General features: G+C 67.8%; 16 protein-coding genes. 8 read left to right on the top strand and 8 right to left on the bottom strand.

What is annotated here, in order from left to right; translation table 11 throughout:
• Nucleotides 1–59: 59 nt before the first annotated feature.
• Nucleotides 60–974, bottom strand: coding sequence for an adenylate/guanylate cyclase domain-containing protein (locus BTO20_RS14595; protein ID WP_269770352.1), 915 nt, complete (start codon nucleotides 972–974; stop codon nucleotides 60–62).
• Between the two features lie 232 nt (nucleotides 975–1,206).
• Here BTO20_RS14595 and BTO20_RS14590 point away from each other — a divergent pair, with 232 nt between their 5' ends.
• The gene (locus BTO20_RS14590) at nucleotides 1,207–2,241 is read left to right on the top strand and encodes an oxygenase MpaB family protein (RefSeq protein ID WP_087076939.1); all 1,035 of its coding nucleotides are present in this window, start codon (nucleotides 1,207–1,209) and stop codon (nucleotides 2,239–2,241) included.
• Here BTO20_RS14590 and BTO20_RS14585 read toward each other — a convergent pair.
• Genes BTO20_RS14585 through BTO20_RS14575 form a run of 3 tightly spaced genes read right to left on the bottom strand, consistent with a single transcriptional unit; the run spans nucleotide 2,238 to nucleotide 4,491 of the window.
• Nucleotides 2,238–2,642 (bottom strand): RidA family protein, encoded by a 405-nt coding sequence (locus BTO20_RS14585; RefSeq protein ID WP_064947223.1) that lies wholly within the window; start codon nucleotides 2,640–2,642, stop codon nucleotides 2,238–2,240. The two genes, BTO20_RS14590 and BTO20_RS14585, sit on opposite strands and share 4 nt — an antisense overlap.
• 39 nt (nucleotides 2,643–2,681) lie before the next feature.
• Nucleotides 2,682–3,431: an IclR family transcriptional regulator gene (locus BTO20_RS14580; RefSeq protein WP_087076937.1), complete on the bottom strand. Its 750-nt coding sequence runs from the start codon at nucleotides 3,429–3,431 to the stop codon at nucleotides 2,682–2,684.
• A gap of 4 nt (nucleotides 3,432–3,435) precedes the next feature.
• Entirely contained in the window at nucleotides 3,436–4,491 is a 1,056-nt protein-coding gene (locus BTO20_RS14575) for a sugar kinase (protein ID WP_269770351.1), read from the bottom strand.
• A gap of 123 nt (nucleotides 4,492–4,614) precedes the next feature.
• On the opposite strand from BTO20_RS14575, the gene BTO20_RS14570 reads away from it, so the two are divergent.
• From BTO20_RS14570 to BTO20_RS14555, 4 genes are read left to right on the top strand one after another with little or no spacing between them, the layout of a single operon-like run.
• Nucleotides 4,615–5,925, top strand: a complete 1,311-nt coding sequence (locus BTO20_RS14570; RefSeq protein WP_198344384.1) for an amino acid deaminase — start codon at nucleotides 4,615–4,617, stop codon at nucleotides 5,923–5,925.
• A 5-nt stretch (nucleotides 5,926–5,930) separates the two neighbouring features.
• Entirely contained in the window at nucleotides 5,931–7,538 is a 1,608-nt protein-coding gene (locus BTO20_RS14565; protein WP_087076933.1) for an N-acyl-D-amino-acid deacylase family protein, read from the top strand.
• Entirely contained in the window at nucleotides 7,535–8,164 is a 630-nt protein-coding gene (locus tag BTO20_RS14560; protein WP_087076931.1) for a bifunctional 4-hydroxy-2-oxoglutarate aldolase/2-dehydro-3-deoxy-phosphogluconate aldolase, read from the top strand. Before BTO20_RS14565 ends, BTO20_RS14560 begins: the two co-directional genes overlap by 4 nt.
• A 6-nt stretch (nucleotides 8,165–8,170) precedes the next feature.
• On the top strand, nucleotides 8,171–9,562 hold the full coding sequence (locus BTO20_RS14555; protein WP_087076929.1) for a GntP family permease: 1,392 nt from the start codon (nucleotides 8,171–8,173) through the stop codon (nucleotides 9,560–9,562).
• A 77-nt stretch (nucleotides 9,563–9,639) separates the two neighbouring features.
• On the opposite strand, the gene BTO20_RS14550 is transcribed toward BTO20_RS14555, so the two are convergent.
• From BTO20_RS14550 to infC, 4 genes are read right to left on the bottom strand one after another with little or no spacing between them, the layout of a single operon-like run.
• Nucleotides 9,640–10,416 (bottom strand): TrmH family RNA methyltransferase, encoded by a 777-nt coding sequence (locus BTO20_RS14550; RefSeq protein WP_087076927.1) that lies wholly within the window; start codon nucleotides 10,414–10,416, stop codon nucleotides 9,640–9,642.
• Nucleotides 10,417–10,418: 2 nt separating this feature from the next.
• Nucleotides 10,419–10,808 carry a 50S ribosomal protein L20 gene (gene rplT / locus BTO20_RS14545; RefSeq protein WP_087076925.1) on the bottom strand — a complete coding sequence of 130 codons (390 nt, stop codon included), beginning with the start codon at nucleotides 10,806–10,808 and terminating at the stop codon, nucleotides 10,419–10,421.
• Nucleotides 10,809–10,848: 40 nt separating this feature from the next.
• Entirely contained in the window at nucleotides 10,849–11,043 is a 195-nt protein-coding gene (rpmI, locus tag BTO20_RS14540; protein WP_062830509.1) for a 50S ribosomal protein L35, read from the bottom strand.
• Nucleotides 11,044–11,066: 23 nt separating this feature from the next.
• A complete protein-coding gene (gene infC, locus BTO20_RS14535) occupies nucleotides 11,067–11,666 on the bottom strand; it encodes a translation initiation factor IF-3 (protein ID WP_198344518.1) in 600 nt (199 codons plus the stop codon).
• Nucleotides 11,667–11,919: 253 nt separating this feature from the next.
• Between infC and BTO20_RS14530 the strand changes: the two genes are divergently transcribed.
• The 3 genes from BTO20_RS14530 to BTO20_RS14520 all read left to right on the top strand — a co-directional run bounded on the left by BTO20_RS14530 (nucleotide 11,920) and on the right by BTO20_RS14520 (nucleotide 17,109).
• Complete coding sequence (locus tag BTO20_RS14530) at nucleotides 11,920–12,306, top strand: DUF1844 domain-containing protein (protein WP_087076921.1); 387 nt, start codon at nucleotides 11,920–11,922, stop codon at nucleotides 12,304–12,306.
• A 70-nt stretch (nucleotides 12,307–12,376) separates the two neighbouring features.
• A complete protein-coding gene (lysX, locus tag BTO20_RS14525; protein WP_198344383.1) occupies nucleotides 12,377–15,697 on the top strand; it encodes a bifunctional lysylphosphatidylglycerol synthetase/lysine--tRNA ligase LysX in 3,321 nt (1,106 codons plus the stop codon).
• 74 nt (nucleotides 15,698–15,771) lie between these two features.
• Nucleotides 15,772–17,109 carry an alpha/beta hydrolase gene (locus BTO20_RS14520; RefSeq protein ID WP_232491228.1) on the top strand — a complete coding sequence of 446 codons (1,338 nt, stop codon included), beginning with the start codon at nucleotides 15,772–15,774 and terminating at the stop codon, nucleotides 17,107–17,109.
• The last annotated feature ends 9 nt before the right edge of the window (nucleotides 17,110–17,118 follow it).

The following is a 17,118-nucleotide window of genomic DNA, read 5'->3' as shown; positions in this document are numbered from 1 at the left end:
TTCCCGCCGGCTACCCGGCCGGCTCTGCTGAGCGTTCGGATTCGTGTGCGACGGGTGGGTCACCCGCCGGGCACACCCTGGTCGTCGGGTTCGTCGACGAGCGTCTGCCGGGGCAGTCGCACACGGTAAATGACCAGGTCGTCGGGCACCCCGTCCGGCCGAGGCGAAAAGACCTGCCACCGTTGCCGTTTGACGGTCAACCCCTGCGCACTCAACTCGTCCGCCGGAATCAGATCGAGCGTGGTGTTCGACAGCATCAGGCCACCCTTGGTGGCGCGCTCCATGACTCGGGCCGTGACGTTGACATCCACGCCGAGCCAATCCGATCCGATGCGTTGCGGCCGCCCGGTGTGCATACCGACCCGCATTCGCGGTGTATAGCCTTCCACCTCAACCGAATTCACCGCTTCCAGCGCGGTGATCACGGCGCGCAGTGCGACGACCGGGTCGGAGAACACCGCCATCATCCCGTCACCCATGCGCTTGACGATGTGGCCGCCGGCTTCCAGCAGCGGCGGTTCGACCACCTGGGCCACCCGCCGCAACAGCCGCAGCGTCGCGTCGTCGCCTGCGCGCAGCGACCAGGACGAGAAGCCGACGAGGTCGGTGAAGACCAGGGTCACCTCGGGGTTTGCCGGAGTGCCCGACACCCGTTCGGTCAGCGCCTGCCACACCTGCAGGGCGCCCAGGCTCATCTCGCGGGAGGCCGCGTCGCGGTCCAGGAACCGGTCGGCCACCCGGGCCGCGGCACGTGGGCCGCCTTCGCCAGCTGCCGACAGCGGGTCCCCGAAGTCGGGGTCCCCCGGCAGTGCCCGGCGGACGCGGCGGACCAACCCGATCAGCGCGGGGCTGTGATTGGTCCGTTGTAGCCAGCCCAGAGGGCCGGACAGATCCTGAGCCGGTCCGGACCGACCCGGCACCTGATCGATTTCCCCGTTGCGGCCGGATCGTTCATCGAACGATTCGCCATCCACAGCGCAAGAGTATGTGGCACTCGCGCGGACCGGCAATCATGCCGCGCGCAGCTTTGCTCACACTCCCGCCCGGGTCGGTTCCTGCGCTGGTCACGCCCGTGCGGCGGCCCGATTTCCACCGCGTAACACTGCGTGGCGACGCGCCGCGGGTTCGTAGACAACGTATGTTGTCATCACTATCGTGGGTGGCAGACCGCAAGGCCTGAGTCATTGACCAGTCAACGAGGACACGATGACCGCGAGAGCAGCCAACCCCGAGTCGGACCCGCTGGGCCCGGACTCGCTGACGTGGAAATACTTCGGCGACCTGCGCACCGGCATGCTCGGCGTGTGGATCGGCGCCATCCAGAACATGTATCCCGAGCTGGGTGCCGGAGTCGAAGAGCACTCGATTTTGCTGCGCGAACCGTTGCAGCGGGTGGCTCGGTCGGTGTACCCGATCATGGGCGTCGTCTACGACGGTGAGCGGGCCGCGCAGACCGGCGCGCAGATCAGGGCCTTCCACACCACCATCAAGGGTGTCGACGCCGAGGGCAGGCGCTACCACGCGCTGAACCCGGAGACCTTCTATTGGGCACACGCCACGTTCTTCATGCTGATTCTCAAGACCGCCGAGTACTTCTGCGGCGGGCTCACCGAGGCCGAGAAACACCAGCTGTTCGACGAGCACGTGCAGTGGTACCGCATGTACGGCATGAGCATGCGGCCGGTACCCGAGACCTGGGAAGAGTTCCAGGAGTACTGGGACACCAAGTGCCGCGACGAGCTCGAGATCAACCGGGCCACGCTCGACATCTTCAACATCCGGATTCCCAAACCGTGGTTCGTCCTGATGCCCACCCCGGTCTGGGACCAACTGTTCCGACCGTTGGTCGGCGCGCAGCGGTGGATCGCCGCCGGCCTGTTCGATCCCACGTTGCGGGAAAAGGCCGGGATGCGCTGGACTCCGGGTGACGAGGTGTTGCTCCGGATCTTCGGCAAGCTCGTCGAACTGGCGTTCGTGGCCGTGCCCGACGAGATCCGGCTACATCCGCGGGCGTTGTCGGCCTACCGGCGCGCGTCGGGCAAGATCCCGGCCGACGCCCCACTGGTGGAAGCACCGAGCTTCACGGCACCGCCACGCGATCGCCGCGGTATGCCGATGCACTATCTGCCGCACCGCAAGACACTGCTCGACCGGGCGGGCTCACTGGTGCACACGACGTTCTCGCTGTCGGTGCTGCGGCCGGCAAGGAAGCCGGCCCAGCGCCGTACCAGCGCGGCCTAGCCGACGGCAGCGAGCGCGTCGATCTCGACCAGCATCACTTCGTGCGGAAGATCGACGAATACCGTTGTCCGGCAAGGCAGTTGATCGGACTTGACGTTCTCGGCGATGAATTCGCCGTAGACCTCGTTCATGGCGGCGAAGTCCTCGCGCTTGGTGAGGTAGACGCGGAACATCAGGACGTCGTCGACCCCTGCGCCGCCTGCGGCCAGGATCGCCTTGACGTTCTCCAGCGTGCGGCGGGTCTGCGCCTTGACGTCACCCTCGCCGATGTAGGTGTTGGTCGCGGGGTCCATCGGGCCCTGGCCGGAAACCTGCAACAGCCCACCCTTGCGGATGCCCTGGCTGAAGGTGTGGGCGGGCGCCGGCGCGCCGTCGGTGCGGATGACCTGTGAGTCAGACATGGTGCTACCTCTCGTTTTTCGTGCTTCCCGGGGATGGGTTCAGGGGCGCGGCCGGTAGCCGCAGTCGGTGGAGATTCGTTGGCATACGGCCTGCAGCGGCTCGAGCAGCTCGAGCAACTGGTCAAAGGGCAACACCACCTCGGGTACCGATACCGACACCGCGGCGACGACCTTGCCGGACGCGCCGCGGACCGGAACCCCGATGCAATTGATCGACGGCTCGTTCTCCTCGCGATCCTGGGCCCACCCCTGGGCTCGGACGGATTCGATCTCGCGCAGATACGCCTCGGGGGTGGTGATGGTGTTCGCGGCGCGCTTCGTGAAATCCATGGCCGCCACGATCGGCCGCAGCTCGGCATCGGGCAGGTCGGCCAGGATCACCTTGGCCACCGCGGTGGAATTCAGGTTGGCGCTCAAGCCGATTCGCGAGTACATCCTGATGAGGTCGTGCGATTCGAGTTTGTCGATGTAGACGACGCTGTCACCCTCCATGGCGGCGACGTGCGTGGTGCGGCCGTACGTGCGGTTGAACTCGACAAGGTGGCGCGACGCGATCTGCCGGATCTCGCGCTGGTCGGCGCCATATTCGGCGAGCTCGAAGATTCGCGACCCGAGGTGGTAGCGATTGTCGTGGTCGCGGAAGGCGAATCGCTCGTCGGCCAGGGTGCGCAGCAGGCGTAGCACGGTGGTCTTGTGCACATCGGTGGCTGCGGCGAGTTCGTCCAGCGTGGCCGGACCGCTGCCGAGGTGGATCAGCAGGTGCAGTGCGCGGGCGAGGCTCTGGCTCACGTGATCAGACTCTGTCCTGCATCGAGATGCCCGATGCGGTGACGGTGGTGGCCGCCCATTGCCGTTCCGAACAGGTGAGCAGTTGCCGGGCCAGCTCTTCCGGCGGTGGCGGGGCCGAGTCGGCGACCACGGTGAGGGTGACCGCCGCGCCGAGGTGGCCGCGACGCAGGCAGGTGGCCGTATCCTCGCCGCGCACAATCCCGCTGAGAAAGCCGGCGGCGAACGCGTCGCCGGCTCCGACCGGTTCGACCACTTCGACGCTCAACGCGGGAACGACGATCGTGGCGCCCGCGCGGTCGACGGCGATGGCCCGGCGGGCACCGTCTTTGATGACCAGGGTGTTCGGTGCCGGCAGGATGCGGCGCAACTCGGCCGGGTCGGCGGTGCCCATGACCCGAAGCGCCTCGTCCGCGCCGACCAGGACCAGGTCGGCACGGTTGGCCAGGTCGACCACCTTCGCGGGATCGCCGTCGGGCCAGAGTTGTTCACGCCAGTTCACGTCGAAGCTCATCCGGCCGGTGATGCCGGGGCGGTCGGTCAGTAGCCGACGCATCATCGCCAGGCAGGTGTCGGACAGGGCCGCCGTGATGCCGCTGCAGTGCACCACCGCCGCGTGCTTGAAGGCGGCCGCCCGGGCAGGCGAATCAAGGAACGCGGGCGTCATCGCCGAGGCCGCCGAACCGGATCTGGTGTAGCGACTGACCGTTTGCGGCTCGCCGGTCTCGTCGGGCGCGGTGACCTTGGAGTAGTGCCCCGTGGGCCGGGTCGGGTCGATTTCGACGGCGGAGACGTCGACGCCGCGCGCGATCAGCTCGGATCGGATCAGTGCGCCGAAGTCGTCGTCGCCGAGGCGGCCGACGAAGGCGGCCGGGATGCCCCAGGCAACCAGGCCGGCCGCCACGTTGGCTTCCGCACCGGCCAGGTGCAATCCAGCCTGAGCACCGGCCAGGTGCAATCCAGCCTGCGCACCGGCCAGGTGCGGATCCGCGTCAGAGGTCAGCACGAGCGGCTCACCGAGGCATGCGACACCCCGGACCGGGTTTGTGGTCGGTTCGTGCACAGCCGTCCTTCGGTGGGTAGAGGATTGACGCGGCGTCGGCGTCATGTTAGACATGTCACACCTAAATTTGCAACTCTGATTGCACTATATGCAACGTAGCAGGTCGATACAGGGGAACTGACGATGACGACTCGCAGCGAGCCGACGCTAGACGGCCAGGCAGTGCAGGCCATGGCGGCCGAGCGACTGTCCGTACTGGACAAGGCACTGCCCGCTTCGGCGGCCGGTCTCACCACCGCCGAGTTCCTGGCCACCGGGCCACGACTGTCGTCGTTCATGACACCGGTGATGACGCTCGACGATTCGGCCCTCGAGGCGAACGTCGCCGCCATGGCGCAGTGGTGCGCCGACCGCGGTGTGGAGCTGGCGCCGCACGGCAAGACCACCATGTCGCCGGTGCTGTGGGACCGCCAGATACGCAGCGGGGCATGGGGAGTCACGTTGGCCACGGCCAGCCAGGTGCGGGTGGGCGTGCATTTCGGCGTGCGGCGCATTCAGCTGGCCAACGCCCTGGTGGATCCGGGTGCACTGCACTGGCTGGCCCAGGCGATGACCGAGCACCCCGACCTGGAGGTGCTCACCTGGGCCGACTCCCCCGGCACCATCGATGCGATGGAGCGCGCGCTCACCGACGTGCCCGTCCCCCGGCCGATCCCGGTACTCGTCGAGCTGGGTGCGGCCGGCGGACGAACCGGGGCACGCACGGTCGAGGAGGCGACGGCGGTCGCCGAGCGCATCGCGGCAAGCCCCGTGCTGCGGGTGGCAGGCGTGTCCGGTTACGAGGGCGCCCTGGCACACGACTCCTCGGCGCAATCGTTGGCGCGGGTGCGTACCTACCTGCAGGACATGGCGGCCTTGCACGACCGGATCGAGACCGCGGGGCACTACCCACCCGACGGTGCGGTGTATGTGACCGCAGGCGGCAGCGCGTATTTCGACGTGGTCGCCGAGGTGCTGGCGCCGCTGGCCGGCGGGCGGACCCATGTGGTGGTCCGCGCCGGAGCGGCGACCATCCACGACGACGGGTTCTACACCGGCATCACACCGTTCACGCGCGACCCGGAACACCACTATCAGCTGCGATCGGCGATGCACACGTGGGCCCGCGTGGTGTCGCGGCCGGAACCCGGCCTGGCGCTGCTCGACGCAGGCAAGCGTGACGTCCCGTTCGACGAGGGGCTGCCGGTTCCACAGCTCGTCGCCGCAGAGCTCGGAGCTCCGGCCCGCCCGCTCGCCGATGCGACGATCACCGCGGTCAACGATCAACACGCGTTCCTGCGCATCTCCCCTGACTCCGACCTGCGCGTCGGCGACGTTGTGCGGCTGGGCCTTTCGCACCCGTGTACGGCCTTCGACAAGTGGCGCTGGATCCCGGTGCTGGCCGGCGACAGCGACGATCCGCCCGTGGTCGACCTCATCCGCACCTACTTCTGAATCCGATGCGCACCCTCATCCGCGCCGCCACTGTCGTCGATGGCACTGAGACGCCGCGGTATTCGGCCGATGTGCTCGTCGACGGCGAGCGGATCGCCGGGATTTATCGGCACGGTCCCGGCGCGGCCGACGCGGACCGGGTGATCGATGCGGCCGGGCTGGTCCTGGCGCCGGGATTCATCGACATGCACGCCCATTCGGACCTGCAGATCCTGCTGAATCCCACCCATCCGTCACGGATCACCCAGGGGGTGACCACCGAGGTGCTCGGGCAGGACGGGCTGTCCTACGCCCCGGTCACGTCCGAGGTGCTGGCTGTCGTCCGGCGCAAGATCGCCGGCTGGAACTCCGATCCGGCCGATTTCGACTTCGACTGGCGTTCAGTGGGCGAGTATCTCGACCGGCTCGATCGCGGAATCGCCACCAACGCGGCCTATCTCGTCCCACACGGCGTGGTGCGTGCGCTGGCCGTCGGCTGGGACGACACGCCGGCGTCGGACGCCCAGATCGCCGCGATGCAGCACATCGTGGGCCAGGCGATGACCGAGGGCGCCATCGGCCTGTCCCTCGGCCTGACCTACACCCCCGGCATGTACGCCGACAACGCCGAGCTGTTGGCCCTGTGCCGCACGGTGGCCGCCCACGGCGGGTACTTCTCCCCCCACCACCGCTCATACGGCGCGGGTGCACTGCAGGCCTATGCGGAGATGATCGACCTCGCCATCCGGTCAGGGTGCGCTCTGCATCTCGCGCACGCGACCCTGAACTTCGGCCCGAACAAGGGCCGCGCTCCCGAGTTGCTGGCGATGCTCGACGCCGCAGCCGCGGCGGGTGCCGACATCAGCCTCGATACCTACCCGTACCTGCCCGGGGCCACCACGCTGTCGGCGATCCTGCCGAGCTGGGCGTCGGCGGGCAACACCGAGGAAACGCTCGCGCGGTTGACAGATCCTGCTGTGCTGGCCCGCGTTCGCGAGCATCTTGAGGTCACCGGATCCGACGGGTGTCACGGGGTGACCGCAGAGTGGAACACCATCGAGATCAGCGGGGTGCAGGACCCGTCGTTGAATCGCTATGTGGGACAGACGATTGCGGACATCGCGGCAGCGGAGGGCCGCGAACCGTTCGACGTGTGCATCGACATTCTGCTCCGGGACGAGCTCGGCAGTGGAATCCTGCAACACGTCGGACACGAGGAGAACGTACAAGCCATCATGCGAGATCCCCGGCACACCGCAGGCAGCGACGGGCTGCTGGTCGGCGCGAAACCGCACCCCCGCGGATGGGGCACCTTCGCGCGCTATCTCGGTCACTACTGCCGTGACCTCGGGCTGATGTCGCTGGAGGAATGCGTCGGCCACCTCAGCGGACGGCCTGCGCGTCGGTTGCGGTTGGCCGACCGGGGTTTCGTGCGCCGGGGCTTCGCCGCCGACCTGGCGCTGTTCGATCCCGACACGGTCGCCGACACCGCGACCTACGACCAGCCGCGGCAGGCCGCCGCGGGATTCACCCACGTGTTCGTCCGGGGCCAATTGGCTCTGGACGACGGGGAACTCACCGGAGCGACGGCGGGACGATCGCTGCGCCGCCACCCAGACGGAGGAACGCGATGAACAAGCTCGATGCGCTCAAGGCCGACCGGGTGCTCACCGTGGTGCGGGCCGACAGCATTCCCGACGCCGCCGACCTGTGCCACGCGCTCGCCGCAGGCGGCATCCGCACCGTCGAATTGACCTTCACCACACCTGATGTGCTCGACCACATCCGACGCTGCGCCGACGCGGTCGCGCGAGCGGGCATCCTGCTGGGCGTGGGCACGGTGATGACCGCCGACCAGGCCGCGGCGGCGATCGACGCCGGAGCCGCGTTCCTGGTGACGCCCGGGCTTCGGCCCGCCGTCGCCGAGGCCGCGGTGGCGCGCGACATCCCGGTGTTCCTCGGCGCACTCACCCCGAGTGAGGTGGCACAAGCCGTCGACCTCGGTTCCACTGCCGTGAAGATCTTCCCCGCCAGCAGCATGGGGCCGAAGTACCTGTCCGATCTACACGGCCCCTATCCCGATGTCGACCTCGTGCCGTCGGGCGGCATCAACGCCGACAACGCGCGGGCCTATCTCGACGCGGGCGCGTTGGCGGTGACTGCCGGTACCGGTGTGGTGCCACCCGTCGAGGTCGCCGCAGGCAATTGGACCGAGATCACCAGCCGGGCCGCGGGTTTCGTCGCGGCGATGGGCGTTTAGGCCGGCATGACCACCATGGTGCACTGGCTGCAGCACGAGACCGCCGGACTGCTGACCCTGGCCGCGGTCTCGATCGCACTGCTGCTGGTGTTGATCATCAAGCTCAAGCTGGAACCGTTCATCGCCCTCATCGTGGTGAGCATCGCGGTCGCCCTGGTCGCCGGCATTTCGGTGGCCGATCTGGTCGGCACTCCTGCCAAATCCGGGGATTCGTTGTTGGAGAAGGGTTTCGGCAGCATCCTCGGCCATATCACCGTGATCATCGGGCTCGGTACCGTCCTGGGCGCCATGCTCGAACGCTCCGGCGGGGCCGACGTGCTGACCACCCGGCTGCTGAACCTGTTCGGCCCCAAGGGCGCTCCGTTGGCGATGGGTGTCACCGGTCTGGTGCTGGGGATCCCGATCTTCTTCGACATCGGCATCTTCATCCTCGCCCCGTTGGTGTACGTGGCGGCCAAGCGCGGCGGAAAGTCGTTGGTGCTCTACGCGATGCCGATGCTGGCGGGCCTGTCGATGACGCATGCATTCCTGCCGCCGCATCCAGGCCCGGTCGCCGCGGCCGGACTGCTGCACGTGAGCCTCGGTTGGCTCATCATCATGGGACTCGCGTGCGGTATCCCGGCCTGGTTCGTCAGCGGCGTGATGTGGGGTTCGTGGATCGGCAAGCGTGTGCTGGTCGACGTGCCAGACGAACTGGTCCCCGAGGAGGAAGAGGCCGACACCGCCAATCCGCCGTCGATCGGCCTCATCGCGTTCATCATTCTCGCGCCGATGCTGATGATCTTGGCGGCCACCGTATCGGATGTGGTTCTGAAAGAGGGTCGGCTGCGGTCGACCCTCACCCTGATCGGCACCCCGGCCATTGCGCTGACCATCGCGGTGGTGCTGGCGTTGTATCTGCTGGGAATCCGACGGGGCATCTCGGCCCCCGAGCTCGCCAAGATCAGTGCGGCATCGCTGCGTCCCGTCGGGATGATCCTGCTCGTCGTCGGGGCCGGCTCGTTCTTCGGGGCGGTGCTGCGCGCCACCGGGATCGGCAAGGCCCTCGCTGACTCGATGACCGAGGTCGGGCTGCCGGTGATCCTGTCGGCCTATCTGATCAGTTGCGCGCTGCGGATCGCGCAGGGCTCGGCGACCGTCGCGATCGTCACCACCGCCGGCATCATCGAGACCTCCATCAGCGCAGGGCATTACAGCCCCGCCCAGATCGCGCTGATCGTGGTGGCGGTATCCGCGGGATCGATCATCGCCAGCCACGTCAACGACGGCGGGTTCTGGATCGTGTCGCGCTACTTCAACATGTCGGTCAAGGACACGCTGAAAACATGGACGGTGCTTGAGACCATCCTGTCAGTCGTGGGTTTCGCAGCGGCCGGCCTGATCTGGCTGGCCATCTGAACCGCGAGCAGTCACTCCGGTACCCGAACAGCGGCGTGTCGGGGTACCTGCGCGTCTGCTCGCCCTGAGAACGGGCGCTAAGAACGGGCGCTCTGATACAGGCAGATCGAGGCGGCCGAGGCGATGTTGAGGCTTTCGGCGTTGCCGGGCATCGGAATGCGCACGCGGTGATCCGCCATCGCCGCCAACTCCGTTGGCAGCCCGTGTGCTTCGGGCCCGAACAGCCACGCGGTCGGCGCAGCGAGGGCACGCTCGAACTCAGGGTCGGCGAGGCTGACCTCGCCGTCGACGGTGGTGGCCAGCACCTGCAGGCCCGCGTCACGCAACCGCGCCACGGTCGCCGTCTCGTCGGTTTCGCTGAGCACGGGGATGGAGAAGATGCTGCCCGCCGACGCCCGAAGACACTTGCTGTTGTAGGGGTCGACGGCGTTGCCTGCCAGGATCACCGCGTCGGCACCCATCGCGTCGGCAACCCGGATCAGGGTGCCGGCGTTGCCTGGCTCGGAAAGCTGGACGGCGACCGCGATCAGGCGTGGTGCCGCGGCGAGCACATCGTCGAGTGAGACGTCCGGGAGCCGGCACACCGCCACGAGACCGACCGGAGTGACCGTGTCGGACAACGCCTTTGCCGCACGTTCGGTCACCTCATACACCGGGGCATCGGCGAGCAGACCCCCGAACCGGTCGAGAGCCGCGGCCGTCGCGAACACCTCGGAAACGAGTCCGCGCCGCAACGCTGACTCGACGAGGTTGGGACCTTCGGCGAGAAAGCGTGCGGCGCGGCGACGTGCGACGGCGCGGTGCAGCTTTACGGCTGCGGCGACGCGATCAGCTCGCTCGGTGAGCGGACTGATGGTCAGGCGGCCTCACCCGAAGGAGCGTTGACGTCCTCAGGCAGAGCGGCCTTGGCGACCTCGACCAGCGCGGCGAACGCAGCCTCGTCGCTCACGGCGATCTCGGCGAGGTTCTTGCGGTCCACCTCGACACCGGCGGCCTTGAGGCCCTGGATCAGCCGGTTGTAGGTGATGTCGTTGGCGCGGGCCGCGGCGTTGATGCGGGAGATCCACAGCTTGCGGAACTCGCCCTTACGGGCGCGACGGTCCCGGTAGGCGTAGGTCAGCGAATGCAGCTGCTGCTCTTTGGCTTTGCGGTACAGGCGGGACCGCTGGCCACGGTAGCCCTTGGAGGCCTTGAGGACTGTGCGCCGCTTCTTCTGGGCGTTGAGTGCGCGCTTCACGCGTGCCATGGGGTGTTCCTATTCTCGTTCGGTACGGGTGAGGGCGGTCTTAGCCGTTGAGCAGCTTGTTGATGCGACCGGTGTCGTTGGCGGCCACGACGGTACGACCGTCGAGCCGGCGGGTGCGCTTGCTCGGCTTGTGCTCGAGCAGGTGGCGCCGGTTGGCCTTCTGCCGCACGATCTTGCCGGTACCGGTCTTGCGGAACCGCTTGGAGGCACCGCTGTGGGTCTTCGCCTTGGGCATGAGTCCTCAGTTCTGTGTTGAAACTAGTTCGGTGATACGTCTGGTTCTTCGGGTGTGGCCTGCTGCCCGCCAGGGCGCTCGGCCTGCTCCGCTGCCTTGGCGCGAGTCTTCGCGCCGCGGTGCGGGGCCAGCACCATCGTCATGTTGCGGCCGTCCTGCTTGGCGGACGTCTCGACGAAGCCGTACTCGGCCACGTCGGCGCCCAGCCGCTGCAACAGGCGGTATCCCAGTTCGGGCCGCGACTGCTCACGTCCGCGGAACATGATGGTCACCTTGACCTTCGACCCGGCTTCGAGGAAGCGGACCACGTGGCCCTTCTTCGTCTCGTAGTCGTGATCGTCGATCTTGGGACGCAGCTTCTGTTCCTTGACGACGGTCTGCTGCTGGTTCTTGCGAGACTCGCGCTCCTTCAGAGCCGTCTCGTACTTGTACTTGCCGTAGTCCATGATCTTGCAGACCGGAGGTCTGGCGTTCGGGGCTACTTCTACAAGGTCGAGATCGGCATCCGCGGCGACGCGGAGGGCGTCTTCGATGCGCACGATGCCTACCTGCTCACCACCTGGTCCAATCAGGCGGACTTCGGGTACGCGGATGCGCTCGTTGACGCGGGTCTCAGTGCTGATGGGGCCTCCTATGTTGTCCACTTCAGGAGCCCACGCCACCAGCGCTCAAAAGAGCGAAAGCCCTGCTCATAGCAGGGCCCATGCCGACCGATCACGGTTTTCACCGCCCGTGCCTCAATACTGAGGCGCAGAACCGGCATCCTAGGATGCTGGTGACCGGACCGCTGAACCAGTGTGGCCAACGGTGGGAGTGGGACTCCACTTACTGTCCCTGGCGTACGCCGGGACGGTCGCGCGTGACACTCTACCAGGTATGACCGATCCGACAGTAACGCCCGACGCAGCGCACGAGCAGGGCTCCGGCGATCCGAACGATTCGGCCGTTCGTGACCTGGCCGACGTCCCGGCGGTAGAGGTGATCACCCGCGCCGCGATCATGCTGATGAGCGCCGCCGCCGAGAAGATCGGGTTGTCGGCGCCAGATCCCGACGAGAGCCCATACCGCGACCTCGACGAGGCCCGCCGGCTGATCACCGCGCTGGCCGGTCTCGTGACCGCCTCGGCCGAGTACCTCGGACCACACGCCGGCCCGGTGCGCGATGGCCTCAAGAGCCTACAACTGGCGTTCCGCGAAGCCAGCGCTGCGCCCGATGAACCGGGCAAGGGCCCCGGTGAGAAGTACACGGGCCCGGTCTGGTGAACGACGACGCCGGTCCGGCGCGGCCGGTGTTCCAATGTTTTTCCAAGTTGACCGCCTATCCTCCGGGCATATGACCGTTCTCAGCCGCGCCAGTCGCACGCCGATGCGGCCAACCAGCCGATTCTCCTGGGTTCCGGCCGCCGCGGGCTGGACGGTCGGCGTCATCGCCACGCTGTCGCTCATCGCCAGCGTCTCCCCCCTGGTGCGCTGGGTCATCAAGGTGCCCCGGGAGTTCGTCAACGACTATCTCTTCAACTTCCCCGACACCAGCTTTGCCTGGGCCTTCGTGCTGACCCTGTTGGCCGCGGCGCTGGCGGCCCGCAAGCGCATCGCGTGGTGGATCCTGGTCCTCTACATGGTCGGCGCCATCGGCTGGAACCTGGGCGACCTGGTCGCCGGCGGCGACACCATGGCCGACGAGGCCGGCGAGATGATCGGCATGGCGTTCCACATCACCGCCATCGTCTGCCTGGTGCTGGCGCGCAAGCAGTTCTGGGCCAAGGTCCGGCGCGGTGCCCTGGTCAAGTCGGCCGTGGCCCTGCTGGCAGGCATGGCGATCGGCATCCTGGCGGCCTGGGGTCTGCTGACCCTGTTCCCCGGAACCCTCGACACCAGCTCACGACTGCCGTACGCGATAAACCGCGTCAGCGGCTTCGCGACGGTACCCACCGAGGTGTTCGAGGGGTATTCGCACCCGTTCCTCAACGCGGTGTTCGGCTTGTTCGGCGCCCTGGCGCTGATGGCCGCCGCCGTGGTGCTGTTTCAGTCGCAACGCGCAGCCAATGCATTGACCGGAGAGGACGAGTCCGCGATCCGCGGGCTGCTCGAGCTCTACGGGAAGAACGATTCGCTGGGGTACTTCGCCACCCGCCGAGACAAGTCGGTGGTGTTCGCGCCCAGTGGACGTGCGGCGATCACCTACCGCGTCGAGGTCGGGGTGTGCCTGGCCAGCGGGGACCCACTGGGCGATCCGAAGGCGTGGCCGCAGGCCATCGACGCCTGGCTGCGGTTGTGCCAGACCTACGGTTGGGCACCCGGAGTGATGGGCGCGAGTTCGACTGCGGCCGAAGCCTTCCGCGCCGCGGGGCTCAACGCGCTGCAACTCGGTGACGAAGCCATTCTGCACCCGGACTCCTTCCGGTTGTCGGGGTCGGACATGCGGGGCGTGCGCCAGGCGGTCACCCGCGCCAAACGGGCGGGCGCCTCGGTTCGGATCCGCCGCCACCGCGAGCTCTCTGCCGCCGAGATGGCCGAGGTGATCCGCAACGCCGACGCCTGGCGCGACACCGAGACCGAACGCGGCTTCTCGATGGCACTGGGCCGGCTCGGCGACCCGTCCGACGGTGACTGCCTGCTGGTCGAGGCGATTCAGCACGACGGCCAGAAGGATGCCGTGGTGGCGATGCTGTCGTTGGTGCCGTGGGGCGCCAACGGTGTCTCACTCGACGTCATGCGACGCTCCCCGCAGTCACCCAACGGCACCATCGAGTTGATGGTCAGCGAGCTGTGCATGCAGGCCGAAACCATTGGCGTAAGCCGTATCTCGCTGAACTTCGCGATGTTCCGCTCGGCATTCGAACAGGGCGCACAGCTCGGTGCCGGGCCAGTGGCCCGGCTGTGGCGCGGGCTGCTGGTGTTCTTCTCCCGCTGGTGGCAGCTGGAGACCCTGTACCGCTCGAACATGAAGTACCAACCCGAATGGGTGCCGCGCTACGCCTGCTACGAAGAAGCTCGGCTGATCCCCCGGGTCGGCGTCGCGTCGGTGATCGCCGAAGGGTTCCTGGTGCTGCCGTTCTCCAGGCGCAACAAGCAGCACACCGGTGAGCACGTCGCCGCGCCGGCGAACCTGGTGGAGTCCGGCCGGCTGCACCACGACGGAAGTGCGCCTGACGTCGGCGATTTCGCGACGGACGCGCCGGGCGGTGTGGAGCTGGCGCGCCTGCCCGAGCAGGTCCGGGTGCGCATGGCCAAGCTCAGGGCGCTGCAGGACAGCGGAGTGGAGGCCTACCCCGTCGGCCAGGCGCCCAGCCATACCGTCGCCGAGGCATTGGCGGCCGATGACTCCGAAGAGCTCAGTGTGGCCGGCCGGGTGCTGCGCATCCGCGACTACGGCGGCGTGCTGTTCGCGCAGCTGCGTGACTGGTCGGGCGAAGTCCAGCTGCTGCTGGACCATTCGCGCCTCGACGGCGGCACCGCGCAGTTCACCGCCGCGATCGACCTCGGTGACCTGATCGAGGTGACCGGCACGATGGGCCAGAGCCGCAACGGAACCCGCTCGCTGCTGGTCGAGAAGTGGCGGTTGACGGGCAAATGCCTACGCCCGCTACCGGACAAGTGGAAGGGGTTGACCGACCAGGAGGCCCGGGTGCGGGCCCGCTACGTGGACCTGGCCGTCAACACCGATGCCCGCGAGTTGATCCGGGCCCGCAGCGGCGCCCTGCAGGCCATCCGGCAGACGCTGTACGCCAAGGATTTCCTTGAGGTCGAGACGCCGATCCTGCAGCAGATCCACGGCGGCGCGAACGCCCGGCCGTTCCTCACCCACATCAACGCCTACGACCTGGACCTGTATCTGCGGATTGCCCCCGAGCTGTATCTCAAACGGCTCTGCGTCGGCGGTGTCGAGCGCGTCTTCGAGCTGGGCCGGGCGTTCCGCAACGAGGGGGTGGACTTCAGCCACAACCCGGAGTTCACCCTGCTGGAGGCCTATCAGGCGCACGCCGACTACAACGTGTGGATCGACGGCTGCCGCGAACTGATCCAGAACGCCGCGCAGGCGGCCAACGGCGCCCAGGTGTTCCTGCGGCCACGCGCCGACGGTGTGCTCGAGCCGGTGGACATCTCCGGTCAGTGGCCGGTGAAGACCGTGCACGACGCGATCTCCGAGGCCCTCGGCGAGCACATCACGCCCGAGACCGACGTGGACACCCTGCGAAAGCTGTGCAAGGCCGCCGACATCGGCTACCTGACGCACTGGGACGCCGGGGCGGTCGTGCTGGAGATGTACGAGCATCTCGTCGAAGACCACACCGCCGAGCCGACGTTCTACAAGGACTTCCCCACCTCGGTGTCCCCGCTGACCCGGCCCCACCGCAGCATCCCCGGCGTCGCCGAACGCTGGGATCTGGTGGCCTGGGGCGTCGAGCTCGGCACGGCCTACAGCGAGCTCACCGACCCCGTCGAACAACGCCGCCGCCTGCAGGAACAATCGTTGCTGGCGGCCGGTGGCGACCCCGAGGCGATGGAACTCGACGAGGACTTCCTGCAGGCGATGGAGTACGCCATGCCGCCGACCGGCGGCCTCGGTATGGGCGTCGACCGGGTGGTCATGCTGATCACCGGGCGCAGCATCCGGGAAACCCTGCCGTTCCCGCTGGCCAAACCCCGTTAGCAGGCCGCTCACAGGCAATCGCAAGGATCTTTGATCAGGATTGGCTGGTGACCTTCACCCATCATCTGTCGTTGATGCACGGCTGGGTCCCGATAACAGTGCAGGTCGTGACTGGAATCGTGCTGATCACGGCGCTCGGCTTGCGCAGCCGACGGTGGTGGTCGATCTGGTTGCCGGCGGCCGCAGGGGTCGGCGGCGTGCTGGCCCTCGGCACGTACTGGTACATCCAGAGCGAAGGTATTTCCGATCGGAGCAACCCTGCGCCCAGGTCGTTGTGGGTGTGGGTGGCGGTCACCGGCGCGGCCGTGGTGGTGCTGCTGGCCGGGTGGCGCGGCAGCCGCTGGTGGCGGCGCGGTGTGTCGACGCTTGCGGTCCCGATGAGCTTGCTGTGCGCGGCCCTGGCGCTGAACCTGTGGGTCGGCTACTTCCCCTGGGTGCAGACGGCATGGAATCAGATGACGGCGGGTCCGCTGCCCGACCAGACCGACGAGGTGACGGTCGCCGCGATGCAGCGCGAAGGGACCGTCCCGCTGCGCGGCACGGTGGTGCCGGTGGACACCGGCAATACCGCCTCGGGCTTCAAGCACCGCGGCGAATACGTCTACCTGCCGCCCGCCTGGTTCATGAGCAACCCGGCGCCGAAGCTGCCGACCGTGATGATGATCGGCGGCGAGTTCAACACCCCGGCGGACTGGATGCGCGCAGGCAATGTGGTGAAGACCTTGGACGAATTCGCCCGCGCACACCACGGCTACGCACCGGTGCTGGTGTTCGTCGACCCGGGCGGCGCCTTCAACAACGACACCGAATGCGTCAACGGGCCGCGCGGCAACTCCGCCGACCACCTGACCAAAGACGTGATCCCCTACATGAATGCCCACTACAGGGTCAGCCCGCTGGCGGCCAACTGGGGTGTGGTGGGCTGGTCGATGGGCGGCACGTGCGCCGTCGACGTGTCGGTCATGCACCCCGAACTGTTCAGCGCGTTCGTCGACATCGCCGGTGACATCGGGCCCAACTCGGGCAACAAGGCGCAGACCATCGACCGGCTGTTCGGCGGGAACAAGGCGGCGTGGGATGCGTTCGACCCCGCCACGGTCATCAACCGGCACGGCCAATACCGGGGTCTGGCCGGCTGGTTCGACGTGAACAACGCGCCGTCGACCACCAGGGTCGCCAAGGTCAGCGACCAGGCCAAGGCCGCCGATGCGCTCTGTGCGCTGGGTTCGGCGCACGGGATCCCCTGCGCGGTCGTCAGCCAGCCCGGGACCCACGACTGGCCGTTCGCCTCCAACGCGTTCACCGCATCGCTGCCGTGGCTGGCCGGGGTCATCGGGACGCCGCAGGTCCCCACCGTCGGGCTGCCGTCGACGCCGCGCTCGGCCACCTACATCCAGGCCGCCGCCCGGTGACTCCGGCGG

Origin of the sequence: Mycobacterium dioxanotrophicus (genome assembly GCF_002157835.1) — a bacterium.
Classification (GTDB): Bacteria; Actinomycetota; Actinomycetes; order Mycobacteriales; family Mycobacteriaceae; genus Mycobacterium; species Mycobacterium dioxanotrophicus.
The sequence above is the reverse complement of the archived record's forward strand: the minus strand, read 5'-3'. Positions and strand labels throughout refer to the sequence as shown.

Coding starts and splice junctions, on each gene's coding strand:
- BTO20_RS14560 (WP_087076931.1), top strand. CDS start 7,535: ATGAACAAGCTCGATGCGCTCAAGGCCGACCGGGTGCTCACCGTGGTG.
- BTO20_RS14585 (WP_064947223.1), bottom strand. CDS start 2,642: ATGTCTGACTCACAGGTCATCCGCACCGACGGCGCGCCGGCGCCCGCC.
- BTO20_RS14590 (WP_087076939.1), top strand. CDS start 1,207: ATGACCGCGAGAGCAGCCAACCCCGAGTCGGACCCGCTGGGCCCGGAC.
- lysX (WP_198344383.1), top strand. CDS start 12,377: ATGACCGTTCTCAGCCGCGCCAGTCGCACGCCGATGCGGCCAACCAGC.
- BTO20_RS14565 (WP_087076933.1), top strand. CDS start 5,931: ATGCGCACCCTCATCCGCGCCGCCACTGTCGTCGATGGCACTGAGACG.
- BTO20_RS14570 (WP_198344384.1), top strand. CDS start 4,615: ATGACGACTCGCAGCGAGCCGACGCTAGACGGCCAGGCAGTGCAGGCC.
- rpmI (WP_062830509.1), bottom strand. CDS start 11,043: ATGCCCAAGGCGAAGACCCACAGCGGTGCCTCCAAGCGGTTCCGCAAG.
- rplT (WP_087076925.1), bottom strand. CDS start 10,808: ATGGCACGCGTGAAGCGCGCACTCAACGCCCAGAAGAAGCGGCGCACA.
- BTO20_RS14530 (WP_087076921.1), top strand. CDS start 11,920: ATGACCGATCCGACAGTAACGCCCGACGCAGCGCACGAGCAGGGCTCC.
- BTO20_RS14555 (WP_087076929.1), top strand. CDS start 8,171: ATGACCACCATGGTGCACTGGCTGCAGCACGAGACCGCCGGACTGCTG.
- BTO20_RS14520 (WP_232491228.1), top strand. CDS start 15,772: ATGCACGGCTGGGTCCCGATAACAGTGCAGGTCGTGACTGGAATCGTG.